Raw genomic sequence first — 22,435 nt, forward strand, 5'->3', positions numbered from 1 at the left:
ATTGGGTTCTACATAATGATTCTAATTTTTAGTAATGTAAATAATGTAGGAGAGGTCCAACCTGAATTAGCTTGGATTCGACAATGCTATACGAAGAGATTAACATTAAGGAGTATTGACTTTCCAAAGGAGGAATTTTAGATATGGTGCCTGAGGTCGGACTCGAACCGACACGGTTATTCACCGGCGGATTTTGAATCCGCTACGTCTACCAATTTCGTCACTCAGGCTTGAGTTGATAATTTAGCATATCGCTTAAATTAAAAGACGGAAAGATTATAGAAAAATCTCAGTGCTTATGCAAGGGCTAAAAAGATAAACCAGATCAGTTGTTGTAAAAAGCAACAGATGCAATGTAGCGGTTAAAGTTATTCACATAAATTGTGGATAACTTTATGAATAAAATCGACTAGCAAAGATTAACACCTTGATTTGTTAAAGAAAAATTGGGTTTCTTTGAAAAAGTCTAAAAAGTGGTCATTTGATACTGATGACTTTACTGACAATATTGCCTTTCGATAATTGTGTTTCAATTCGATCACCGATTGCAATTTGTTTTGCATCATAAATAATCTTTCCTTGCTGATTTTGTGTAACTGAATAGCCTCTAGCAAGTATTTTTAACGGGCTTAAGCCATCAATACGTGTGCACAATTCTTGGAGTTTTTGCCGTTCTTGGCTTAACTTTTTCTCTATTGTAAAGTTTAATCGTTGCGATAGTTGATTAAAATATTGTATGTTACTTGCAACATAATGTGGGAGCTTATTATGTTTTACGTATTGAGTTAATGTTTGCCAGCGTTGTTTTTGGGTTGCGAATAGTTGTGTGATAGTAGCCGTTAAGCGGTGTTTAATATGAATGAGCTGTTTTTGTTGTATCTGTAATTGGCGTTTTGGATGTTGTACGGTTAAGCGTAGGGTTAGCCGTTCAAATCTATTTAGTTTATGTGACCATAAGCGGTCAAAGGCAAGGTTAATTTTGTCAAATTGGTGATGTAATTGGCGAATTAATTCTTGTTGATCACGACTAACTAATTCTGCTGCGGCTGAAGGCGTTGGCGCGCGTAAATCAGCCACAAAATCGGCAATCGTGATATCTGTTTCGTGCCCGATCGCACTCACAATCGGAAGTTGAGAGTGAAAAATAGCATACGCCACAATTTCTTCATTAAAACACCATAAATCTTCTAAGGAGCCACCGCCTCTTGCAATAATTAAAAGATCACATTCATTACGTCGATTAGCTAAATTAATGCTTGCCACAATATCTGCGGCAGCTTCTTTACCTTGAGTAAGTGTTGGATAAATAATAATATCGAGATTTGGATCACGCCGTTTTAAAATATTAAGTATATCTTGTAATACGGCGCCGGTTGATGAGGTAATGATACCAATCCGCTTGGCAAAACTAGGTAATTTTTTTTTGTATGATTGTGCAAAAAGTCCTTTCGCAGCGAGTGTTAATTTGAGTTGTTCAAATTGTTTCTGTAATAAGCCATCACCAGCTAATTGCATACTATCAATAATAATTTGATAGTCGCCTCTTGGTTCATACAAACTGACATTTACTAACACTAAGACTTGCATACCATTAGCCGGTTGAAAGGTAACGCATTGATTTTTCATGCGGAACATGGCGGCTCTGACCTGTGCTTGTTCATCTTTTAACGTGAGATACCAATGGCCTGATGTTGGCTTAGTGAAGTTTGAGATTTCTCCAGTCAGCCATACTTGGCCAATTTCCATTTCTAATAGGTGTCGAACAGAATAGTTTAATTGTGTAATTGTAAGAATATTATTCATCTCAAGCGGTCAAATAATTAATAAATTAAGTAAAAGTGTAATGCGAAAGTAGAAAGTAAGGCAAGCAATAATAAGTGATATGGCAAATATGAAAAAGCCCTCGATAAAATCGAGGGCTGAAATATGGTTGCGGGGGCTGGATTTGAACCAACGACCTTCGGGTTATGAGCCCGACGAGCTACCAAGCTGCTCCATCCCGCGTCTGTGAGTAGATATAATATAAATATTTTCAGATAATTGCAAGTAATTTTATGAAAATAATTTGTTTTTATGAAATTATGCCAAATATTGTTTGCTTTTTCTAAGGAAATACGGTGAAAAAATGGGTATCATTTTGAATTAAATTTTGTTAACCTAATATCTTTTAAATTTATTCAGTTTAGAGAGAGTTTGGGTTAGGGATTATGATGAATTGGAACGTAACTAAAAGTTGGTTTAAAGTTGCTGTGATCGCTACATTAATTGCCGGATGTTCTGCTAAGCATGGGGCTCATAAACTGACGAATGATCAGCAACTTGAACATGCAAAATTAGGTGCTGTTTATACTGATCGTCAATTTAGCCTTTACAATTTTGTTAGAGTGCCAACTGTGGTGGCAAAGAGTCCGGTTGTGAATTTTCAAGATTTTTTAAAGCAGTTAAATAATGTTCGGGCTTATGCAACTAATATTACCGGTCGCTATGATCGTACTTATGGCAAAGTATCCGCTTGGATTGCGGCAGGCGGTAATATTTCAGAGTTGAATCATTATAACATTAATGCTTTACAAATGCGTGGTGAAGATGGCTTCCAGAATGTATTAATGACAGGGTATTATTCACCGGTTATTAATGCACGCCGTTCACCACAAGGTAAATATAAACACCCGATTTATTCGATGCCTAAACAAAAACGGCTAACGCGTGCTGAAATTTATTACGGGGCATTAGCCGGTAAAAGTTTAGAGTTAGCCTATAGCGATTCATTGTTAGATAACTTTCTATTAGGTGTACAAGGTAGTGGTTATGTTAATTTTGGTGATGGGCGTTTAAATTATTTTGCTTATGCGGGTCAAAATGGCCATAAATATAAAAGTATTGGGCGCTTGTTAGTAGAAGATGGTGAAATTGCTAAAGAAAAAATGTCTATTCAAGCCATTCGTGAATGGGGCAAAAAGAACCCGCATCGAATACAAGGTCTATTAGAACGTAATCCATCTTATGTCTTCTTTAAACATGATCCGACAGGGCAGGTAAAAGGTTCGGCAGGTGTGCCTTTGGTCGCGCTAGCTTCAGTGGCATCAGATAAAAGTTTAGTGCCTTCAGGCAGTGTGTTGTTAGTAGAAATGCCTTTGATTGATCATCATGGTAATTGGACCGGTAAGCACGAAATGCGTTTGATGGTGGCGTTAGATGTTGGTGGGGCAGTAAAAGGTCAACATTTTGATTTATACCAAGGCATTGGTGAGCGTGCTGGTCATCAAGCTGGCTTAATGAAACATTATGGGCGTGTTTGGGTATTAAATTAATTTGTTAGTTTAAATAAGCAGTCGATTTTGCTAATTTTAGCGAAATTAGACTGCTTATATGCGCTTTAAAGTGCGTTAATACAACCGCCACAAGATCCGCAACGCCAGTCTTGCTAATGCACGGCTTGATAGAAATAGCGCATAGTTTGTTCTTCAATTGGAATATTTTCCGCAATGAATAGATCGCTTAGCCATTCAATGTTTTCAACAATCCATTCATCTTCATCTAAACCGTCTAAATATAGCTCGTCTTCAGGATCAATATAATTATAAATGCCTTTGGTGCCCATATTGCTATCATAGCGTTCTTTGGGCAGATCGATTAGCTTTCCATTGTAGTGAATAATCCAATGGCCTAAACACATTACTTGTTGTTTGCGCGTCCACTCCGCAGTAAATGGATTTTCCATTATTTTTTCCACTTTATATTGTTATAGTTAGGCATTAGCGAGAATAACGGCACGTTTTGGTGCAGGCAATCCTTCGATTGTTTTACGCTGATCTCTTGGATCTAAAAAATCAACTAAGCTTTCATTTTCTAACCACTCAGTTTTGCGTTGTTCCGCTAAAGTGGTTACGGATTGATCTACACAACGCGCATTTTTAAAACCGATTTTCTTTAGCCAATTAATCAATGCGGCAACTGAAGGAATGAAATAAACATTTTTCATTTTAGCATAGCGATCTGCGGGGGTAAGAACATCATTAATATCGCCATCAATAATTAAGGTTTCAAGAATTAATTCGCCACCTTTAACTAATTGTGCTTTTAGCTGTGAAAGATGATCGAGCGGTGATTTTCGATGATATAACACCCCCATAGAGAAAACAGTATCAAAAGCAGCAAGCGGTTGCATTTGTTCAAGACCGAGTGGAATTAAGTTAGCGCGACGGTCATTGCCAAGTAATTGGCGAACCGCCTCAAATTGGCAAAGAAACAGTTCAGTTGGATCAATGCCGACTACCATTTGGGCGCCTTCGTCAACCATACGCCACATATGATAGCCGTTACCACAGCCTACATCTAAAATGGTGCGATCTTTCAAGGGGGCTAAATGCGGTAATACGCGCTGCCATTTAAAATCTGACCGCCATTCTGTATCTATATGAACACCATGTAAATGATAAGGACCTTTACGCCAAGGCATTAATTGTTTTAAACGATAAATTAAATATTGCTTTTCACCTTCTGGAAGTGCTTCTGCCAACACCGCTTCTACTTTGTCTGTTAGATTAATAGACGTGGGGAAAGTAGGCATAGATGTTGCAATTTTTGCCCATTTAGCATAATCACTATGCGCGGTTTTTTCCCATTGCTTCAATTGTAAAGGCAGTGTTTCCAACCAAGCAGAAAGAGGTGAGGTTGCAATTTGTTGATAAAAAGGGCGAAAGTCGATCATACTGGTTTTTCTTTACTAAAATAATGTTAGGATTATTGTGAATAAAAAAGGCATAACTGCCTGAAAAAATTAGATTATTTAGCAATAGGGTTTACTTTTGCCATTTATACGTTGGGATAAGCATTGAGTAATTATTGCTCAAAAGGTTGTTAATTCTAGCAAAATTCATTCAGTAAGTAAAAAAATTGCAATATTTCTCTAAAAATTGAGCGCTTATGTGATTTCTGTTTTGTGTTTTTAACGCGCTAAGTGATAAAATTTAACACAGTATTTGAATTAGATTTGAGAAAAGAATGACTAGCGCAGAATTATTAATGAATGTAACACCCAGTGAAACCCGAGTTGCTTTAGTTGAAGATGGTTTGCTGAAGGAGCTACATATTGAGCGTGAAGCGAAACGAGGTTTGGTCGGCAATATTTATAAAGGACGCGTGACACGAGTTTTGCCAGGTATGCAATCCGCTTTCGTTGATATTGGCTTGGAAAAGGCGGCATTTTTACATGCTTCTGATATCGTTTCACATACAGAATGTCTTGATGAAAGTGAAAAAAAGCAATTTGTAGTAAAAGATATCGCAGAATTAGTTCGCGAAGGACAAGATATTATTGTGCAAGTCGTTAAAGACCCATTAGGGACCAAAGGCGCTCGCTTAACAACCGATATTACTTTGCCATCACGCTATTTAGTTTTTATGCCGGAAAATAGCCACGTAGGTGTTTCACAACGGATTGAAAGTGAGCAAGAACGTAATCGTTTAAAAGCGTTAGTTGAACCCCATTGTGATGAACTCGGCGGTTTTATTATTCGTACTGCAGCAGAAGATGTTTCAGAAGAAAGCTTGCGCCAAGACAGTATTTTTTTAAAACGCTTATGGCGTAAAATTTTAGAACGTAAAGCAAAATATCCGGCACGTTCAATGCTTTATGGTGAGTTAGCACTTGCCCAACGTATATTACGTGATTTTGTCGGAACACAAATTAGTGCTGTTCGGATTGATTCAAAACAAACACTTGAACAAGTGACGGATTTCTTAAATGAATTTATGCCAGAATTAACAGAAAGCGTTACTTTATATAATGGCTCACATACCTTATTTGATACTTATGGTGTAGAAGAAGCTATTCAAAAAGCATTAGATAAACGTGTTAATTTAAAATCAGGTGGTTATTTAATTATTGAACAAACAGAAGCAATGACTACGATTGATATTAATACCGGCGCATTTGTTGGCCATCGTAATTTAGCGGATACAATTTTCAACACTAATATTGAAGCAACCCAAGCAATCGCACATCAATTACAGTTGCGTAATTTAGGGGGCATTATCATTATTGATTTTATTGATATGCAGCAAGAAGAACATCGTGAACGCGTATTGGAAGTGCTACGAGAAGCATTAAAAAATGATCGTGTTAAAACGAATGTCAATGGTTTTACCCAATTAGGATTGGTAGAAATGACCCGTAAACGCACGCGTGAAAGCTTAGAGCGAGTATTATGTTGTGATTGTCCGGTATGTAATGGGCGTGGTACGGTTAAAACGATTGAAACGGTTTGTTATGAAATTTTACGCGAAATTGTGCGCGTGCATTATTCGTATAGCTCAGAAAAAATTCGTGTATATGCTTCAAAAGAAGTCGTGGAATATTTAATTAATGAAGAAACACACGCGTCATTAGCAGAATTAGAAGCGTTTATTGGTAAAAAAGTAGAAATTAAATTAGAGCCTTATTATCATCAAGATCAGTTTGATGTGGTCGTCATGTAACCAATCCATTTGGTATTTCAAATAAATCAATGTACAATCATGACTAATTTTCTGAAGAATTTATCATTTATGCAAGAAACATATCTTTCAATTATTAAAACATTTAAACGTTTATTTCCGATTATTCGGAATTACAAGTGGGGGTTAATTGCAGCTTCTGTTGCATTGATTTTAAACGCATTAGTAGATTCTAGTTTAATTTATTTATTAAAGCCATTATTAGATGATGGATTTGGTAAAGCAGATAATGCCTTTCTTAAACAAGTGGCAATATTAGTTATGCTATTTATTTTGCTGAGAGGGGTGTCTAATTATATCGCAAGTTATTGTTTATCTTGGGTTTCTGGTAAAGTCGTAATGACGCTACGGCGTAATATTTTCCAACATTTGATGTATATGCCCGTCAGCTACTTTGATAAAAATCCTACAGGGCGTTTACTTTCTCGAGTAACTTATGATACAGAAATGGTCGCGAGTTCATCTTCTTACGTATTAGTCACTATTGTTCGTGAAGGTGCTTATTTAATTTCTTTATTTGCTGTGATGGTCTATACCAGTTGGCAGCTATCTATCGTTTTATTTCTATTAGCACCCATTATCGCATTTTTAATTAGTATTGTTTCAAATCGTTTTCGTATTTTGAGCCGTAATATTCAAAATTCGATGGGAGAATTGACAGTCACAACTGAGCAAATGTTAAAGGGGCATAAAGTTGTTCTTTCATTTGGTGGGCAAAAAATTGAAAAAGCACGTTTTGATCGAGTCAGTAATAATATGCGCCGGAAAGGCATGAAAATAGTCTCTGCCGATGGCATATCTGATGGTTTAGTGCAATTAATTGCTTCTTTAGCGCTATCAGCAGTGCTTTATGTTGCTACTTTCCCTGAGGTTATGAGTGAAAATTTAACTGCCGGCTCTTTTACGGTTGTCTTTTCATCAATGATGGCTATGTTACGTCCTTTAAAATCGTTAACCAGTGTCAACTCTCAATTTCAACGCGGCATGGCAGCATGTCAAACATTATTTGAGTTTTTAGATTTAAAAACCGAAAAGAATAATGGCACTAAGCAGGTTGAACGAGCACAAGGTTGTATTACATTTGATAATGTTATTTTTAGTTATGAAGGTAAAGAAGAGCGGGCATTGAATCAAGTTTCATTTACTATTCCACAAGGCAAAACCGTTGCATTAGTGGGACGTTCAGGTTCGGGTAAATCAACAATTGCTAGTTTATTAACCCGCTTCTACGATGTGAATGAAGGGCAAATTCTGCTTGACGGTGTTAATATTGAAGAATATACCTTAGAAAACTTGCGCGAGCAATGTTCTGTTGTTTCACAACAAGTTCACTTATTTAATGATACCATTGCGAATAATATTGCTTATGCAGCAAAAGATAAATATAGCCGAGCACAAATTATTGCAGCAGCACAAGCGGCTCACGCAATGGAGTTTATCGAAAAATTAGAACAGGGTTTAGATACTGTAATTGGTGAAAATGGCGCAAGTTTATCAGGTGGTCAGCGCCAACGTTTAGCCATTGCTCGCGCATTATTACGTAATGCACCTGTTCTAGTGTTAGATGAAGCAACGTCTGCACTTGATACTGAATCAGAACGCGCCATTCAATCCGCTTTGGCAGCGTTGCAAAAAAATAAAACAGTGTTAGTGATTGCGCACCGTTTGTCTACTATTGAAAAAGCAGATGAAATTTTAGTGGTCGATCAAGGTAAGATTGTTGAACGGGGTTCACATGAACAATTATTAGCGAAAGGCGGTGCTTATAAACAACTGTATAGTATGCAGTTTAGTGAGTAATCGCCATTAAATAGAAAGCCTCATTTATGGAGGCTTTTGCGTTACTAAGCGGGCTATTATTTGCCCCATTTTGCAAGTTTTTAGTAATAATGTACCGATTCTTGCTTAGAATAAGAAGGATCTTATTAATTAAAGGTAAATATATGAAAAAAAGTACGCTGTTATTTTCTCTGATAGCTATGGTGTTAAGCGGTTGTAATTCGGTATTAAATGCACCGACAGAAGTGAAAAAGCCAGTATACCAAATAGAACATACCGATCCTGCTTGGCAACAACATTTAAAGCAATTAGCCGAAATTAAAAATTATGAAGTTAAAGGTCAATTTGGCTATATTTCTCCTACAGAGCGTTTTTCTGCTCATTTTGATTGGCAATATAAAACACCAATAGATTTTACTTTAGCGTTATCGTCAAATTTGTCCACTAAATTGTTGAAATTACAGCGAAGTCATCAAGGATTGACCGTTTCAGATAGTGAAGGTTATTCTCGTACTGAAGCAGATATACACGCACTAATGCAAGAAATTATAGGCGTGTCATTTCCAATTGACCAATTTGCATATTGGGTAAAAGGTCAGCCAGCACAAGAGGGGAACTATATTGTGAATGAAAAACGTCAACTTTCTCAATTTAGTTATCCAATCAATCAACAAATTTGGCAAGCTCGTTATGTTGAATATCATGAAAATCGGGTGCCGTATTTACCTAAATTAATTGTACTTGAAAATGGTCAACAAACATTAAAAATTCGTCTTGATCATTGGAATTATTAAATGAACAGAATAATTTTACCTAGTCCCGCTAAATTGAATCTTTTTTTATATATAAATGGACGAAGAGCAGATGGATATCATCAACTACAAACGCTTTTTCAATTTCTAGATGTTGGTGATGAAATAGACATAAGCATAACAACGTCAAATTCCACAATTGAGTTAGTCAATGATATTGCAGGTGTTGCGACAGAAGAGAATTTAATTTATCGTGCAGCTAAATTATTACAGAAAAAGACTGCTTGTCAGCAAGGCGCTAAGATTGCAGTAGCTAAATATTTACCGATGGGCGGTGGCGTTGGCGGTGGTTCTTCTAATGCGGCTACAGTATTGGTTGGACTTAATTATTTATGGCAGACAGGGCTTTCATTAGCACAATTGGCGGAATTAGGTTTATCTTTAGGGGCGGATGTGCCGATTTTTGTGGTAGGTAAGGCCGCTTTTGCAGAAGGTATCGGTGAGATTTTGACGCCTTGCGAATTACCAGAAAAATGGTATCTAGTATTAAAACCAAATATTTCAATTGAAACGTCTTCGATTTTTAAAGATCCGAAGTTACCACGCAATACACCAAAGCGTAGCTTGTCAGTATTATTAGCAGAAGATTGGGGAAACGATTGCGAAAAAGTTGTGAGGGAACATTATTCAGAGGTTGAAGATCTTATTCAAGAATTATTACAATATGCACCGTTTCGATTGACGGGTACAGGCGCTTGTATTTTTGCTGAATTCGCTTCGAAAGCAGAAGCTGAAAAAGTCTTTAATTGTAGACCCCATAATATGTACGGTTTTATTGCAAAAGGGCAAAACATTTCTCCGTTACATAAAAAATTAAACTTATTTTCTTAATTGCCTTAGTAAACTCAAGGATCAATTCCAATGCCAGATATTAAACTGTTTGCGGGTAACGCAACACCAGAACTTGCAAAACGTATTTCAGAACGCCTTTATATTTCTTTAGGAAATGCAACAGTAGGGCGTTTTAGTGATGGTGAAATTCAAGTACAAATTAATGAAAATGTGCGCGGTTCAGATGTATTTATTATCCAGTCAACTTGTGCACCCACTAATGATAATTTAATGGAATTGATCGTGATGGTTGACGCGTTACGCCGTGCTTCAGCGGGGCGGATTACTGCTGTGATACCTTACTTTGGTTATTCTCGTCAAGATCGTCGTGTTCGTTCAGCGCGTGTACCCATTACGGCTAAAGTAGTCGCAGACTTTCTTTCTAGTGTAGGTGTTGATCGTGTATTAACCTGTGATTTGCACGCAGAACAAATTCAAGGTTTCTTTGATGTACCTGTTGACAATGTTTTTGGTTCGCCTGTATTAATTGATGATATTCTTGAGAAAAAAGATTTGGTAAATCCAATCGTGGTGTCACCAGATATTGGCGGGGTAGTACGTGCACGTGCTGTGGCTAAATTGTTAAATGATACTGATATGGCGATTATTGATAAACGTCGGCCTAAAGCGAATGTTTCGCAAGTGATGCATATTATTGGTGATGTAACGGATCGTGATTGTATTCTAGTCGATGATATGATTGATACCGGTGGTACTTTAGTTAAAGCAGCCGAAGCGTTAAAAGATCGCGGTGCTCGTCGAGTATTTGCTTATGCAACGCATGCAGTTTTTTCTGGCTCCGCAGCTAATAATTTAGCTAATCCAGCACTTGATGAAGTGGTTATAACCGATACTATTCCATTATCTGATGAAATTGAGGCATTAAATAAAGTACGCGTATTAACATTATCAAGCATGCTTGCTGAAGCTATTCGCCGAATTAGCAATGAAGAATCTATTTCGGCAATGTTTGATGCATAATTACATTTGACAAGTAAAGCCCAATCGAAAGATTGGGCTTTTGTTTATTGCGTATAGTGTAGAATTAAGCGGTTAATTTTAGGCATAATTTCGTTAAAATTTGGTTTTCTATAGGTATAACATATGTATTCTTTGATTCGAAAAGCATTGTTTTCAATGGAAGCAGAAACAGCACACTATTTTTCTATTCAAGCATTAAAACTGATGGGTAAATTACCTTTTAGTTTATGTTCAACAACGCTAAATCCTGTAGAGGTCATGGGATTGAAATTTAAAAATCCTATTGGTCTAGCCGCAGGTGCAGATAAAAATGGTGAAGCAATAGATGGCTTTGCTAAATTAGGATTTGGCTTTATCGAGGTTGGCACAGTAACGCCTTTAGCCCAAGATGGTAATAATAAGCCACGTCAGTTTCGTATTTTGGAAGCAGAAGGAATCATTAACCGAAATGGCTTTAATAATCAAGGTGTTGATGTATTAGTAGAGAACGTGAAAAAGGCTAGTTATGATGGTATTTTAGGTATTAATATCGGTAAAAATGCAACTACACCGATTGAAAATGCATTAGATGATTATCAAATTTGTTTGCATAAAGTCTATTCATATGCCGATTACATTACGGTCAATATTTCTTCGCCCAATACGCATAATCTGCGCGCTTTACAGTATGGTGAAGCACTCGATCATTTGTTAGCTGAACTTAAAACAGAGCAAGCAAAATTGGCAAAAAAATTTAATCAATATAAACCGCTTGTTTTAAAAATTGCGCCTGATTTAACCAATGAAGAAATTGTTTCAATTGCCGATAGTCTTATTCGGCATCAAATGGACGGTGTAATTGCAGGAAATACAACGCTTTCTCGTGAAAATGTTGCGGGACTTAATTATGCTCATCAACAAGGCGGATTAAGCGGTAAACCATTACATACATTGAGCACGAAATTAATCAGTACGTTAGCAAAAGAACTAAATGGAAAAATACCTATTATTGGCAGTGGTGGTATTCATTCTATTGATTCTGGACAACAGAAAATAGATGCAGGTGCTCATTTATTGCAATTATATTCAGCAATGATTTATCAAGGCCCAACCTTGATCCAAGAATTAGCTAAAAAGATCATCTTAAGATAGTAATACAGTATATTGAGGGATTAATTTAGTGGATTATACCGCTTTGTAACCTGATTAGCGTTAACACTTAGTTAGTAAAAAATGGACAAAATAGGGCAATTTTGCTATCTTATCTTGCAAATTTTATTTTTATTTTTTTATAAATTTTAAAAATCTGTTTGGTATCAACTAGATATCATGAAGATGTTCAATTTATTAGATGATAATTTTTCACACTCTATTTAAAGTAATTGGTGTGTTTTTTCTTAAAGCTAGTAAATTGAATGTGCATTATTTCATCAACCGATAAGTTTAAGAACTTATCACTACTATAATTATATTTAAGATAAGGACAACCTATGTCAGCGTTAGAAAGAGATGTAGACCCATTTGAAACGAAAGAGTGGCTTGAATCATTAGACTCATTAATTCGTGTTGAAGGTGCTGAACGTGCACAGTTTATTATTGATGAATTATTAAATCAAGCTCGTGCGGGAGGCGTGCCTGTTCAATCAGGTGTAACAACAGCATACGTAAATACGATCCCTGTATCGGCACAACCAGCGTATCCGGGGGATCACGCGATAGAGCATCGTATTCGCTCGGCTGTTCGCTGGAATGCTATCGCAATGGTTTTACGTAGTCAGAAAAAAGATCTTGATTTAGGCGGTCATATTTCAACATTCCAATCTGCAGCAACAATGTATGAAGTTTGTTACAATCACTTTTTCAAAGCAGCAACAGATAAGAATGGTGGTGATTTAATTTTTTCACAAGGTCATGCTGCACCAGGTATCTATGCGCGTGCTTTCTTAGAAGGTCGCCTTAGCGAACAACAAATGGATAACTTCCGTCAAGAAGCATTTATTGATGGTTTATCTTCATATCCACATCCAAAACTAATGCCTGAATTCTGGCAATTCTCAACCGTATCAATGGGATTAGGCCCTGTTAATGCAGTTTACCAAGCACGTTTCTTAAAATATCTTGAAAACCGTGGTTTAAAAGACACGGCAGATCAAAAAGTTTATGCATTCTTAGGCGATGGTGAAATGGACGAAATTGAGTCTAAAGGGGCATTAACTTTTGCAGCACGTGAGAAGTTAGATAACTTAATTTTTACAATCAGTTGTAACTTGCAACGTTTAGATGGCCCAGTTAATGGTAATGGTAAGATTATTCAAGAACTAGAAGGACTATTTGTTGGTGCTGGTTGGGAAGTTATTAAAGTATTATGGGGGAGTAATTGGGATAAATTATTCGCAAAAGATACTTCAGGTAAGTTAACACAGTTAATGATGGAAGTATTAGATGGTGATTATTTAACCTTTAAATCTAAAAATGGTGCTTACATTCGTGAACATTTCTTCGGTCGTTATCCTGAAACAGCCGCATTAGTTGCAGATATGTCTGATGATGAAATTTGGGAATTACGTCGTGGAGCGCACGATAGTGAAAAACTTTATGCAGCATATGCTAAAGCGCAACATGCAACGAAACCAGTTGTTATCTTAGCTCATCAAGTAAAAGGCTATAAGATTCCAGAAGCAGAAAGTAAGAATACGGCTCATCAATCGAAAAAAATGTCTTATGATAGCCTTAAAGGATTCCGTGACTACTTTGAATTACCATTAACGGATGAACAAGTAGAAAATTTAGAATATATTAAATTTTCAGAAGGCTCAGCGGAGTATGAATATTTACATGCTCATCGTAAAGCCTTAAATGGTTATGTGCCAGTTCGTCGTAAAGCGTTTAATATTGATTATCAGGTGCCTGCATTAGAAGAATTTCAAGCATTATTAGAAGCACAACCGCGTGGTATATCAACTACTATGGCATTTAGTCGTGTGTTGAATACATTATTAAAAAATAAAAATATTGGTAAAACAATTGTACCAATTATTGCTGATGAAGCGCGTACTTTTGGTATGGAAGGTTTATTCCGTCAAATTGGTATTTATAATCCACATGGTCAAAACTATGTGCCTTCGGATCGAGATCTTGTTGCTTATTACCGTGAAGCGAAAGATGGTCAAGTTTTACAAGAAGGTATTAATGAATTAGGTGCGACATCTTCTTGGGTAGCTGCAGCAACCTCTTATTCTGTAAGTAACCAACCAATGATTCCTTTCTTCATTTATTATTCAATGTTTGGTTTCCAACGCGTTGGCGATATGATGTGGTTAGCGGGCGACCAATTAGCTCGAGGCTTTATGATCGGGGGTACTTCTGGCCGTACAACATTAAACGGCGAAGGTTTACAGCATGAAGATGGTCACAGCCATATTCAAGCGAGCGTTATTCCGAACTGTGTGACTTATGATCCATCATTTGCTTTTGAAGTTGCGGTTATTGTACAAGATGGTATTAACCGTATGTATGGTGAGAAACAAGAAGATGTATTCTATTACATTACCACTTTAAATGAAGTTACTGAACAGCCAGCAATGCCTAGCGGTGCTGAAGAAGGTATCCGTAAAGGATTGTATAAATTTGAAACGGTTGAAGGTAAGAAAGGCAAAGGCCATGTACAATTGTTAGGTTCTGGTGCAATTATGCGTCATGTTCGTGAAGCAGCACAAATTCTTGCGAAAGAGTATGGCATTACTTCATATGTGTTCTCAGCACCTTCATTTAATGAATTAGGCCGTGATGGCGCAGATTGTGCACGTTGGAATTTATTACATCCAACGGAGGCTCCACGAGTTCCATATGTTGGTCAAGTATTAGCTGATTTACCAACGGTTGCATCAACGGATTACATGAAATTATACGCAGAGCAAATCCGTGCTTATGTCCCAACTAGACACTATCATGTGTTAGGTACGGATGGCTTTGGTCGTTCTGATAGCCGTGCAAATTTACGTGAACATTTTGAAGTTAATGAACATTATGTTGTAGTTGCTGCATTAGCACAACTAGCGAAAGAAGACTCGGTAGATGCTAAAGTTGTTGAAGAAGCAATCAAAAAATTCGGCTTAAACGTAGATCGTATTAATCCATTATACGCTTAATAAACTTTGAAGCGGCCATTATTATAATATTTTTACAAATATGGCCGCTTGCTTAATTCGGAACGAAGGGATATAAAAATGTCAAAACAAATTAATGTGCCAGATATTGGTGGCGATGAAGTTACCGTAACAGAAGTAATGGTTAATGTTGGCGATACTATTACAATTGATCAATCAATTATTAATGTGGAAGGTGATAAGGCCTCAATGGAAGTGCCAGCACCTGAAGCGGGCGTGGTAAAACATGTATTAGTTAAAGTGGGTGATAAAGTCACGACTGGTTCAGCAATGCTCGTGTTAGAAACGGCAGATGCCGCACCGCAAGTTTCAGCTCCAGTTGCTGTTTCAGTAGCATCAGCTATTGTTGAAGTAAATGTACCTGATATCGGTGGTGATGAAGTAAACGTGACGGAAATTATGGTTAACGTTGGCGATGAAATTACTGAAGAGCAATCATTAATTACTGTAGAAGGTGATAAAGCATCTATGGAAGTCCCTGCACCATTTGCGGGTGTAGTAAAAGAAATTTTAGTCAAATCAGGTGATAAAGTCTCAACCGGTTCATTAATTATGAAATTTGAAGTAGCGGGTGCGGCTCCAGCTTCTGCAACTGTTGCACCAACCGCGGTAGTTGCGCCTACAGCTCAGTCTGCTAAAGAACAAGGTCAATCAGGTTTAAGCCAAGCACAAGTAGAAGCAAGTTCAGTATTTGCGCACGCTACTCCGGTTATTCGCCGTTTAGCGCGTGAATTTGGCGTAAATTTAGATAAAGTTAAAGGTTCAGGCCGTAAAGGGCGTATTATTAAAGAAGATCTTCAAGCATACGTTAAAACAGCTGTTCAAGTATTTGAACAACAAGGTGGATCGACAGCAAGTGCAAGCGGAGCGGGTTTAGGTTTATTACCATGGCCAAAAGTTGACTTTAGCAAATTCGGCGAAGTTGAAGAAGTTGAGTTAAGCCGTATTAATAAAATTTCTGGTGCAAACTTACATCGCAACTGGGTTATGATTCCACATGTAACGCATTTTGATCGTACTGATATCACTGCACTTGAAGAGTTCCGTAAAGAACAAAATAAACTAGCAGAAAAACAGAAATTAGACGTCAAAATCACACCGGTTGTATTCATTATGAAAGCCGTCGCAAAAGCATTAGAAGCATTCCCTCGTTTCAATAGCTCACTTTCTGAAGATGCACAACGTTTAACACTTAAAAAATATATTAACATTGGCGTAGCAGTAGATACACCAAATGGTCTAGTCGTACCTGTGTTCAAAAATGTGAATAAAAAAGGTATTATTGAACTTTCTCGCGAGTTAATGGAAGTATCTAAGAAAGCACGTGATGGCAAATTAACCGCTTCGGATATGCAAGGTGGATGCTTTATTATCTCAAGTTTAGGCGGTATTGGTACAACGCACTTTACACCAATTGTAAATGCGCCAGAAGTCGCTATTTTAGGTGTTTCTAAATCTGAAACATTACCGGTATGGAATGGTAAAGAGTTTACTCCTCGCTTAATGCTTCCATTATCATTATCATTTGACCACCGTGTAATCGATGGGGCTGATGGTGCACGCTTCTTAAGCTACATCAACGGCGTATTAGCAGACATTCGTCGTTTAGTAATGTAATTTAAACAAACGGTCTATTTGGCAAAAAGCCAAATTAGACCGCTTGTAAGACTAATTGAGGCAAAAATGAGTAAAGAAATTAAAACCCAAGTTGTCGTACTTGGTGCGGGCCCTGCAGGTTATTCGGCAGCATTCCGTTGTGCAGATTTAGGTTTAGAAACGGTTATTGTTGAACGTTATTCAACATTAGGTGGTGTGTGTTTAAATGTAGGGTGTATTCCTTCAAAAGCATTATTACACGTTGCTAAAGTGATTGAAGAAGCAAAACATGCGGATAAAAATGGTATTACATTTGGTGAACCAATCATTGATTTAGATAAAGTCCGTAAGGGTAAAGAAGCCGTAGTGTCAAAATTGACGGGTGGTTTAGCGGGTATGGCTAAAGCGCGTAAAGTAACGGTTATAGAAGGTTTAGCAGCATTTACTGATTCGCATACCCTAGTTGTACGTGATCGAGATGGCAATCCGACGACAATTAAATTTGATAATGCTATTATTGCAGCGGGTTCTCGTCCTATTGAATTACCATTTATTCCACACGAGGATCCTCGTATTTGGAACTCTACCGATGCACTTAAATTAAAAGAAATTCCGAAAAAACTTTTAATTATGGGCGGTGGAATTATCGGCTTGGAAATGGGAACTGTATATCAATCACTAGGATCAGAGATTGAAGTAGTCGAAATGTTTGATCAAGTTATCCCGGCGGCAGATAAAGATGTTGTTTCAATTTATAGCAAACAAGTTGAGAAAAAATTCAAATTAATGCTTGAAACCAAAGTAACGGCAGTAAAAGCGGAAGATGATGGTATTTATGTCTCAATGGAAGGCAAGGCTTGTAATGATACTAAGCGTTATGATGCTGTTTTAGTTGCTATTGGCCGTGTACCAAATGGTAAATTGATCGACGCGGGTAAAGCGGGCGTAGAAGTAGATGAACGCGGTTTTATTCATACTGATAAACAAATGCGTACTAATGTACCACATATTTTCGCTATCGGTGACGTTGTGGGCCAACCAATGCTAGCGCATAAAGGTGTACATGAAGGTCATGTTGCTGCGGAAGTTATTGCAGGAAAAAAACATTATTTCGATCCAAAAGTAATTCCTTCAATTGCTTATACCGAACCTGAAGTGGCTTGGGTGGGTAAAACAGAAAAAGAATGTAAACAAGAAGGATTAAACTATGAAGTGGCTAAATTCCCTTGGGCTGCTTCTGGACGTGCAATTGCTTCAGAATGTTCTGAAGGAATGACAAAATTAATCTTTGATAAAGATACTCACCGCTTGTTAGGTGGGGCAATTGTTGGTTCAAATGGCGGTGAATTACTAGGAGAAATTGGCTTAGCAATTGAAATGGGTTGTGATGCAGAAGATATTGCTTTAACTATTCATGCACACCCAACTTTACATGAATCCGTTGGTTTAGCCGCAGAAGTATTTGAAGGATCTATTACAGATTTACCAAATGCGAAAGCAAAAAAACGCTAATTTATGATTAAATAAGCGGTAAGATTTTGCAAATTTTTTGTCTAATCTTACCGCTTATTATTTAAAATGGTTTAATGTTATAAGTTTAGCTTAAAAAGCAATATATTATGTTCTTTTTTTCATCACTTGAAATTAAAGCAATAAATTATTATTGACATGTATTCAGATATTCGTAGAATAATAATTACTGATTGCAAATAATCATTTAAAGCGGGAATAGCTCAGTTGGTAGATCCAGACCTTCCAAGGTCTGGGCTCGCGAGTTCGAGCATCGTTTCCCGCTCCATCCTTATGGCGTGTTAGCAAAGCGGTTATGCACTGGATTGCAAATCCATGTAGATCGGTTCGATTCCGGTACACGCCTCCATTAATTATTCCAAGTCATTTTAAATATTCCTAGCTTTTATAGAGCCTATATAATTTCATTTTATTCAAATACCTATTAGACTATAAATAATCATTTTTGTAAAATGAGTAATTAATTTTATTTTGCTATCAGTTGTCACTTCCAATATTTTGTTAACCTGTTATACTTCTTTATCTGAGTTAGTTAGGCAATCACTGGTTTATTGAAGCCCTAAAGTGTTCTTTAGAACAAACTAGTGGGACAAATAGACGAGAGGAAAGTCCGAGCTACAAAGGGCAGAGTGCCAGATAACGTCTGGGAGGCGTGAGCCTACGACTAGTGCAACAGAGAGCAGACCGCCTGTTATTAAATAGGTAAGGGTGAAAGGGTGTGGTAAGAGCACACCGCGTGAATGGTAACATTTCACGGCACGGTAAACTCCACTCGTAGCAAGACCAAATAGGAATCCAATGAGTGGCCCGTTCAGGATTCGGGTAGGTTGCTTGAGCTTGTGTGTGAATACAAGCCTAGAGGAATGATTGTCCACGACAGAACTCGGCTTATCGACTAACTCAGTTCAATTTAAAAAAGCGAATAGGACCGCCTGTTCGCTTTTTGCTTTTTACAAGGAGATAATTAATGCACTTCTTTAAATTAGTTGTGTTTCCTCTATTCTGTTTAGTTGCGCCATTGTCAGTGATGGCACATCCGCATTCTTTTGTTGATTTGAAAAATAAAGTATTAGTTGACGGAACCCAATTAAAAGGGTTTCAGATGGAATGGACTATGGATGAAATTGCTTCAGCTGAATTGATTTATGAAGTTAAAAATAATCCTGATCATCAAGCGGCAAAAAAATCTATTACGGCTGAAATGGAGCAAACAGCGATTGAAAATCACTATTTTAGTTATTTATATAATGCCAAAGATCAGCCGTTAAAATTTAGTGCTAAACCTTCGAATACAACATTTAGGATTGCAGGTAATCGTGTGGTGTTTTACATTACTTTTTACTTAAGTAAACCTTATGATCTTAAAAATAATGCCATTCGTTTTTATACTTATGAGCCAAGTTACTATATGGCGATGGAGTATAATAATCAACGAGACTTATCAATTAATTCTTCAGAATGTAAAGCGAAATTAACCCAACCAAATGTTAACAATTCATTACGTTTATATGCTTCAAGTTTAGATAAAAATCAAAAACCTAATATGCCTGACGGTGAAGATAATTCACTTGGTGCTCAATTTGCTCAAACTGTGGAGGTGGTATGCGAATAAATAGCAAAGAATTAGTTGGAATAAGCATCATTTTACTATTAGGTTTGAGTATTTATCAATTTTATCCTTTTTTTCTATTTAAAGTGGTGGAGTGGCAAAAAGAATTTAATCAGCTGTTATCTTCATCATTAAATGCATTAACTGAACATAAACAACAAGCAGGGCTAACTTTAATTACTGTAAGTTTTTTGTATGGTGTTTTCCATGCTGTTGGACCAGGACATGGCAAATTTATTTTAACTAGCTACCTTTCCTTAGAAACGACTAAACTCAATCAAGCAATGAAATTAACATTAGCAGCGGCTTTAGTACAAGGAATCGTCGCAGTAGTATTAGTATCAATTATTATTGTTGTATTTACACTTTCTAGAAATTATTTCAATTTAACACTAAAGTGGATTGAACGTGGTAGTTTTAGTGTAATGATTATCTTAGGTGTGTATTGGTGCTATCAGTCATTTAAGCTATTTAAGCAACAAAAAAAACCGCTAAATACCCTTAAAATCAAAAAAATTGCCAAAATAACTAAAATTAGCCCGCAAGTAAAACCATTAACGCATACGCATTCAGCGCATTGTGGTTGTGGACATCAACATTTACCCTCTTCTGCCCAAATACAACAAGCTAAAGATTGGAAAGCACAAATAATGATTATTTTGAGTATTGGCGCACGGCCTTGTTCAGGCGCAATCTTGGTATTATTCCTTGCCTATACGCTTGATTTATATAGTTGGGGCGTATTATCTGCATTGGCAATGGCCGTTGGAACAGGGCTAACCTTAAGTCTATTTGCCTGGCTAGTGTTAGTTGCCCGTAATAAAGCAATTCGTTTAAGCAGTTGGTATATTTCGGAGCAACACGGCCACTATTGGGCGGCTGGAGTAAAAATGATAGCGGCTTGTGCATTGATTATTTTAGGTATAACTTTATTCCATAGTAGTTTTATCGAACTAAATATGGGAACAAGTTTATTAAAACGATAATTTTTTTCATTAAAATGTATTCTAAATGCCAAAAAATTATTACAATGCAAACGATTACTTGTTATAGCTAGAGGGCTTTTAATGGATTTTATTGTTTCAGGCTTTGAAGATGTACTAAGATGGATTGTCGCGACAATTGATGGGCCACTTTGGGATTTAACCACCTTATTACTTTTGGGGGCGGGTTTATTCTTTACAATTACCACCGGTTTAGTACAGTTTCGTCTTTTCCCCCGAAGTTTACGAGAAATGTGGGGAGGTCGGAATACAAAAGGCGAATCATTAACGCCTTTCCAAGCCTTTACAACAGGTCTTGCTAGTCGAGTAGGTGTTGGGAATATTGCTGGCGTAGCCACCGCAATTGCATTAGGTGGCCCAGGTGCTGTTTTTTGGATGTGGGTTACCGCATTAATGGGCATGAGTTCTGCGTTTGTCGAATCGTCCTTAGCGCAGTTATATAAAACACGCGATCATAATGGCATGTTTCGAGGTGGACCCCCTTATTATATTGCACGTGGGTTGAAATTTAAGCCACTAGCAATGATTTTTGCCGTTACCTTAATTTTTACCTTTGGTTTTGCCTTTAATGCGGTGCAATCAAACTCAATTGTGGCCGCTACAACTAAGGCGTGGAATTGGAATGCCGAATATATTGGCATGATTTTAGTCGTATTAACCGCCATAATCATTTTAGGCGGAGTTAAACGCATCGGCGTTATTTCAGCCAGAATTGTACCGGTAATGGCATTATTTTATCTGATTATTGCTTTAGCTATTTTAGGCATGAATATTAACGCGGTTCCTGCCGTGTTAGCTAATATTATTGATAGCGCTTTCGATTTTTCTGCCGCCGCGGGTGGATTCTTTGGTAGTATTGTTTCAAAGACAATGTTAATGGGAATTAAGCGCGGATTATTTTCTAATGAAGCAGGTATGGGCTCAGCACCTAATTCTGCAGCAACCTCAAATGCAAAACATCCGGTAAGTCAAGGGCTTATTCAAATGTTAGGGGTGTTTGTAGATACGATTGTGGTGTGTACTTGTACCGCAATTATTATTTTAATGTCAGATAATTATGGCAGTGAAACATTGAAAGGTGTGGAACTCACTCAGACAGCATTAACATTTCATTTAGGTGAATTTGGCTTACATTTTTTAGCATTTTGTTTATTACTGTTTTGTTACACATCTATTATTGGCAATTATGCTTACGCAGAAACGAATATTCGCTACATTAAAAACAAACCTTGGTTTATTTGGGGGTTTAGAATAGTCGTCCTGTTTTTTGTTTATTTCGGTGCGGTTCGTGATGGGAGTGTTGTGTGGGCTTTTGCTGATACAGTAATGGCGGCAATGGCAATAATAAATTTAATTGCTATTTTAATTCTTTCTCCTATTGTTTGGCGGCTTTTAAAAGATTATTTACGCCAATTAAAATCAGGCCAGGAACCCGTCTTTAATATTGAAGAACATCAAGATCTTATCCATCGTGGCGTGGATCCATTAATTTGGAAAGCTAAAAGAGAGTAATCCATTTATAAGCGGTCTTTTTTGCAAAAAAAACAGCAGAATAGGCCGCTTTTCCATCCAATTTCTTTGCAAATCTAACGATTTAAAGTAAAATCCATCGATTAATTTTCCTTTAAATAATTTATAACCGTATAGGAC

16 protein-coding genes, 4 tRNA genes and 1 other RNA gene are annotated in these 22,435 nt (G+C 37.1%); 16 read left to right on the forward strand and 5 right to left on the reverse strand.

All coding sequences use genetic code 11. The features are described from left to right. Positions 1-144 precede the first annotated feature (144 nt). From BMX01_RS02005 to BMX01_RS02015, 3 genes are all read right to left on the reverse strand, one after another. Positions 145-230, reverse strand: a tRNA-Leu gene (locus BMX01_RS02005). Between the two features lie 247 nt (positions 231-477). Continuing rightward, entirely contained in the window at positions 478-1,803 is a 1,326-nt protein-coding gene (xseA, locus tag BMX01_RS02010) for an exodeoxyribonuclease VII large subunit (protein WP_064082840.1), read from the reverse strand. Between the two features lie 124 nt (positions 1,804-1,927). Continuing rightward, positions 1,928-2,004: transfer RNA gene (locus BMX01_RS02015), tRNA-Met, on the reverse strand. A 206-nt stretch (positions 2,005-2,210) separates the two neighbouring features. Between BMX01_RS02015 and mltA the strand changes: the two genes are divergently transcribed. Next, positions 2,211-3,311, forward strand: coding sequence for a murein transglycosylase A (gene mltA / locus BMX01_RS02020; protein ID WP_064082841.1), 1,101 nt, complete (start codon positions 2,211-2,213; stop codon positions 3,309-3,311). A gap of 113 nt (positions 3,312-3,424) precedes the next feature. Here mltA and BMX01_RS02025 read toward each other — a convergent pair whose 3' ends face one another. Continuing rightward, positions 3,425-3,721, reverse strand: coding sequence for a hypothetical protein (locus tag BMX01_RS02025; RefSeq protein WP_064082842.1), 297 nt, complete (start codon positions 3,719-3,721; stop codon positions 3,425-3,427). 27 nt (positions 3,722-3,748) lie between these two features. After that, a complete protein-coding gene (gene cmoB, locus BMX01_RS02030) occupies positions 3,749-4,711 on the reverse strand; it encodes a tRNA 5-methoxyuridine(34)/uridine 5-oxyacetic acid(34) synthase CmoB (protein ID WP_064082843.1) in 963 nt (320 codons plus the stop codon). A gap of 293 nt (positions 4,712-5,004) precedes the next feature. Here cmoB and rng point away from each other — a divergent pair, with 293 nt between their 5' ends. The 15 genes from rng to BMX01_RS02105 all read left to right on the forward strand — a co-directional run bounded on the left by rng (position 5,005) and on the right by BMX01_RS02105 (position 22,297). Then, entirely contained in the window at positions 5,005-6,480 is a 1,476-nt protein-coding gene (rng, locus tag BMX01_RS02035; RefSeq protein ID WP_064082844.1) for a ribonuclease G, read from the forward strand. 69 nt (positions 6,481-6,549) lie between these two features. Beyond that, positions 6,550-8,298, forward strand: coding sequence for a lipid A ABC transporter ATP-binding protein/permease MsbA (msbA, locus tag BMX01_RS02040; protein ID WP_064083269.1), 1,749 nt, complete (start codon positions 6,550-6,552; stop codon positions 8,296-8,298). Positions 8,299-8,441: 143 nt separating this feature from the next. After that, positions 8,442-9,071, forward strand: a complete 630-nt coding sequence (gene lolB / locus BMX01_RS02045; RefSeq protein WP_064082846.1) for a lipoprotein insertase outer membrane protein LolB — start codon at positions 8,442-8,444, stop codon at positions 9,069-9,071. Beyond that, the gene (ispE, locus tag BMX01_RS02050; RefSeq protein WP_064082847.1) at positions 9,072-9,920 is read left to right on the forward strand and encodes a 4-(cytidine 5'-diphospho)-2-C-methyl-D-erythritol kinase; all 849 of its coding nucleotides are present in this window, start codon (positions 9,072-9,074) and stop codon (positions 9,918-9,920) included. It abuts the gene before it with no gap. Between the two features lie 30 nt (positions 9,921-9,950). Beyond that, the gene (locus tag BMX01_RS02055; RefSeq protein ID WP_074647662.1) at positions 9,951-10,901 is read left to right on the forward strand and encodes a ribose-phosphate pyrophosphokinase; all 951 of its coding nucleotides are present in this window, start codon (positions 9,951-9,953) and stop codon (positions 10,899-10,901) included. A 123-nt stretch (positions 10,902-11,024) separates the two neighbouring features. Beyond that, positions 11,025-12,032 carry a quinone-dependent dihydroorotate dehydrogenase gene (pyrD, locus tag BMX01_RS02060; RefSeq protein WP_064082849.1) on the forward strand — a complete coding sequence of 336 codons (1,008 nt, stop codon included), beginning with the start codon at positions 11,025-11,027 and terminating at the stop codon, positions 12,030-12,032. A 338-nt stretch (positions 12,033-12,370) separates the two neighbouring features. Beyond that, the gene (aceE, locus tag BMX01_RS02065) at positions 12,371-15,028 is read left to right on the forward strand and encodes a pyruvate dehydrogenase (acetyl-transferring), homodimeric type (protein ID WP_064082850.1); all 2,658 of its coding nucleotides are present in this window, start codon (positions 12,371-12,373) and stop codon (positions 15,026-15,028) included. A gap of 78 nt (positions 15,029-15,106) precedes the next feature. Then, positions 15,107-16,663: a pyruvate dehydrogenase complex dihydrolipoyllysine-residue acetyltransferase gene (gene aceF, locus BMX01_RS02070; protein ID WP_064082851.1), complete on the forward strand. Its 1,557-nt coding sequence runs from the start codon at positions 15,107-15,109 to the stop codon at positions 16,661-16,663. Positions 16,664-16,729: 66 nt separating this feature from the next. Continuing rightward, positions 16,730-18,154 carry a dihydrolipoyl dehydrogenase gene (lpdA, locus tag BMX01_RS02075; RefSeq protein WP_064082852.1) on the forward strand — a complete coding sequence of 475 codons (1,425 nt, stop codon included), beginning with the start codon at positions 16,730-16,732 and terminating at the stop codon, positions 18,152-18,154. Positions 18,155-18,364: 210 nt separating this feature from the next. Then, positions 18,365-18,440, forward strand: a tRNA-OTHER gene (locus BMX01_RS02080). Positions 18,441-18,447: 7 nt separating this feature from the next. Continuing rightward, positions 18,448-18,521 (forward strand) — tRNA-Cys (locus tag BMX01_RS02085). Positions 18,522-18,696: 175 nt separating this feature from the next. Further along, positions 18,697-19,079, forward strand: an RNA gene (gene rnpB, locus BMX01_RS02090) — RNase P RNA component class A. 60 nt (positions 19,080-19,139) lie between these two features. After that, complete coding sequence (locus tag BMX01_RS02095; RefSeq protein ID WP_064082853.1) at positions 19,140-19,784, forward strand: DUF1007 family protein; 645 nt, start codon at positions 19,140-19,142, stop codon at positions 19,782-19,784. Then, positions 19,775-20,767: a nickel/cobalt transporter gene (locus BMX01_RS02100; protein ID WP_064082854.1), complete on the forward strand. Its 993-nt coding sequence runs from the start codon at positions 19,775-19,777 to the stop codon at positions 20,765-20,767. Before BMX01_RS02095 ends, BMX01_RS02100 begins: the two co-directional genes overlap by 10 nt. An 81-nt stretch (positions 20,768-20,848) precedes the next feature. Continuing rightward, entirely contained in the window at positions 20,849-22,297 is a 1,449-nt protein-coding gene (locus BMX01_RS02105) for an alanine/glycine:cation symporter family protein (RefSeq protein ID WP_064082855.1), read from the forward strand. The last annotated feature ends 138 nt before the right edge of the window (positions 22,298-22,435 follow it).

It is taken from the genome of [Haemophilus] ducreyi (assembly GCF_900109315.1).
GTDB lineage: Bacteria > Pseudomonadota > Gammaproteobacteria > Enterobacterales > Pasteurellaceae > Haemophilus_B > Haemophilus_B ducreyi.

Excerpts from the sequence above, each read along its gene's own strand:
- aceF (WP_064082851.1), top strand. The coding sequence starts at position 15,107 with ATGTCAAAACAAATTAATGTGCCAGATATTGGTGGCGATGAAGTTACC.
- ispE (WP_064082847.1), top strand. The coding sequence starts at position 9,072 with ATGAACAGAATAATTTTACCTAGTCCCGCTAAATTGAATCTTTTTTTA.
- BMX01_RS02095 (WP_064082853.1), top strand. The coding sequence starts at position 19,140 with ATGCACTTCTTTAAATTAGTTGTGTTTCCTCTATTCTGTTTAGTTGCG.
- pyrD (WP_064082849.1), top strand. The coding sequence starts at position 11,025 with ATGTATTCTTTGATTCGAAAAGCATTGTTTTCAATGGAAGCAGAAACA.
- cmoB (WP_064082843.1), bottom strand. The coding sequence starts at position 4,711 with ATGATCGACTTTCGCCCTTTTTATCAACAAATTGCAACCTCACCTCTT.
- lpdA (WP_064082852.1), top strand. The coding sequence starts at position 16,730 with ATGAGTAAAGAAATTAAAACCCAAGTTGTCGTACTTGGTGCGGGCCCT.
- BMX01_RS02025 (WP_064082842.1), bottom strand. The coding sequence starts at position 3,721 with ATGGAAAATCCATTTACTGCGGAGTGGACGCGCAAACAACAAGTAATG.
- xseA (WP_064082840.1), bottom strand. The coding sequence starts at position 1,803 with ATGAATAATATTCTTACAATTACACAATTAAACTATTCTGTTCGACAC.
- BMX01_RS02100 (WP_064082854.1), top strand. The coding sequence starts at position 19,775 with ATGCGAATAAATAGCAAAGAATTAGTTGGAATAAGCATCATTTTACTA.
- lolB (WP_064082846.1), top strand. The coding sequence starts at position 8,442 with ATGAAAAAAAGTACGCTGTTATTTTCTCTGATAGCTATGGTGTTAAGC.
- msbA (WP_064083269.1), top strand. The coding sequence starts at position 6,550 with ATGCAAGAAACATATCTTTCAATTATTAAAACATTTAAACGTTTATTT.
- mltA (WP_064082841.1), top strand. The coding sequence starts at position 2,211 with ATGAATTGGAACGTAACTAAAAGTTGGTTTAAAGTTGCTGTGATCGCT.
- rng (WP_064082844.1), top strand. The coding sequence starts at position 5,005 with ATGACTAGCGCAGAATTATTAATGAATGTAACACCCAGTGAAACCCGA.
- BMX01_RS02055 (WP_074647662.1), top strand. The coding sequence starts at position 9,951 with ATGCCAGATATTAAACTGTTTGCGGGTAACGCAACACCAGAACTTGCA.
- BMX01_RS02105 (WP_064082855.1), top strand. The coding sequence starts at position 20,849 with ATGGATTTTATTGTTTCAGGCTTTGAAGATGTACTAAGATGGATTGTC.
- aceE (WP_064082850.1), top strand. The coding sequence starts at position 12,371 with ATGTCAGCGTTAGAAAGAGATGTAGACCCATTTGAAACGAAAGAGTGG.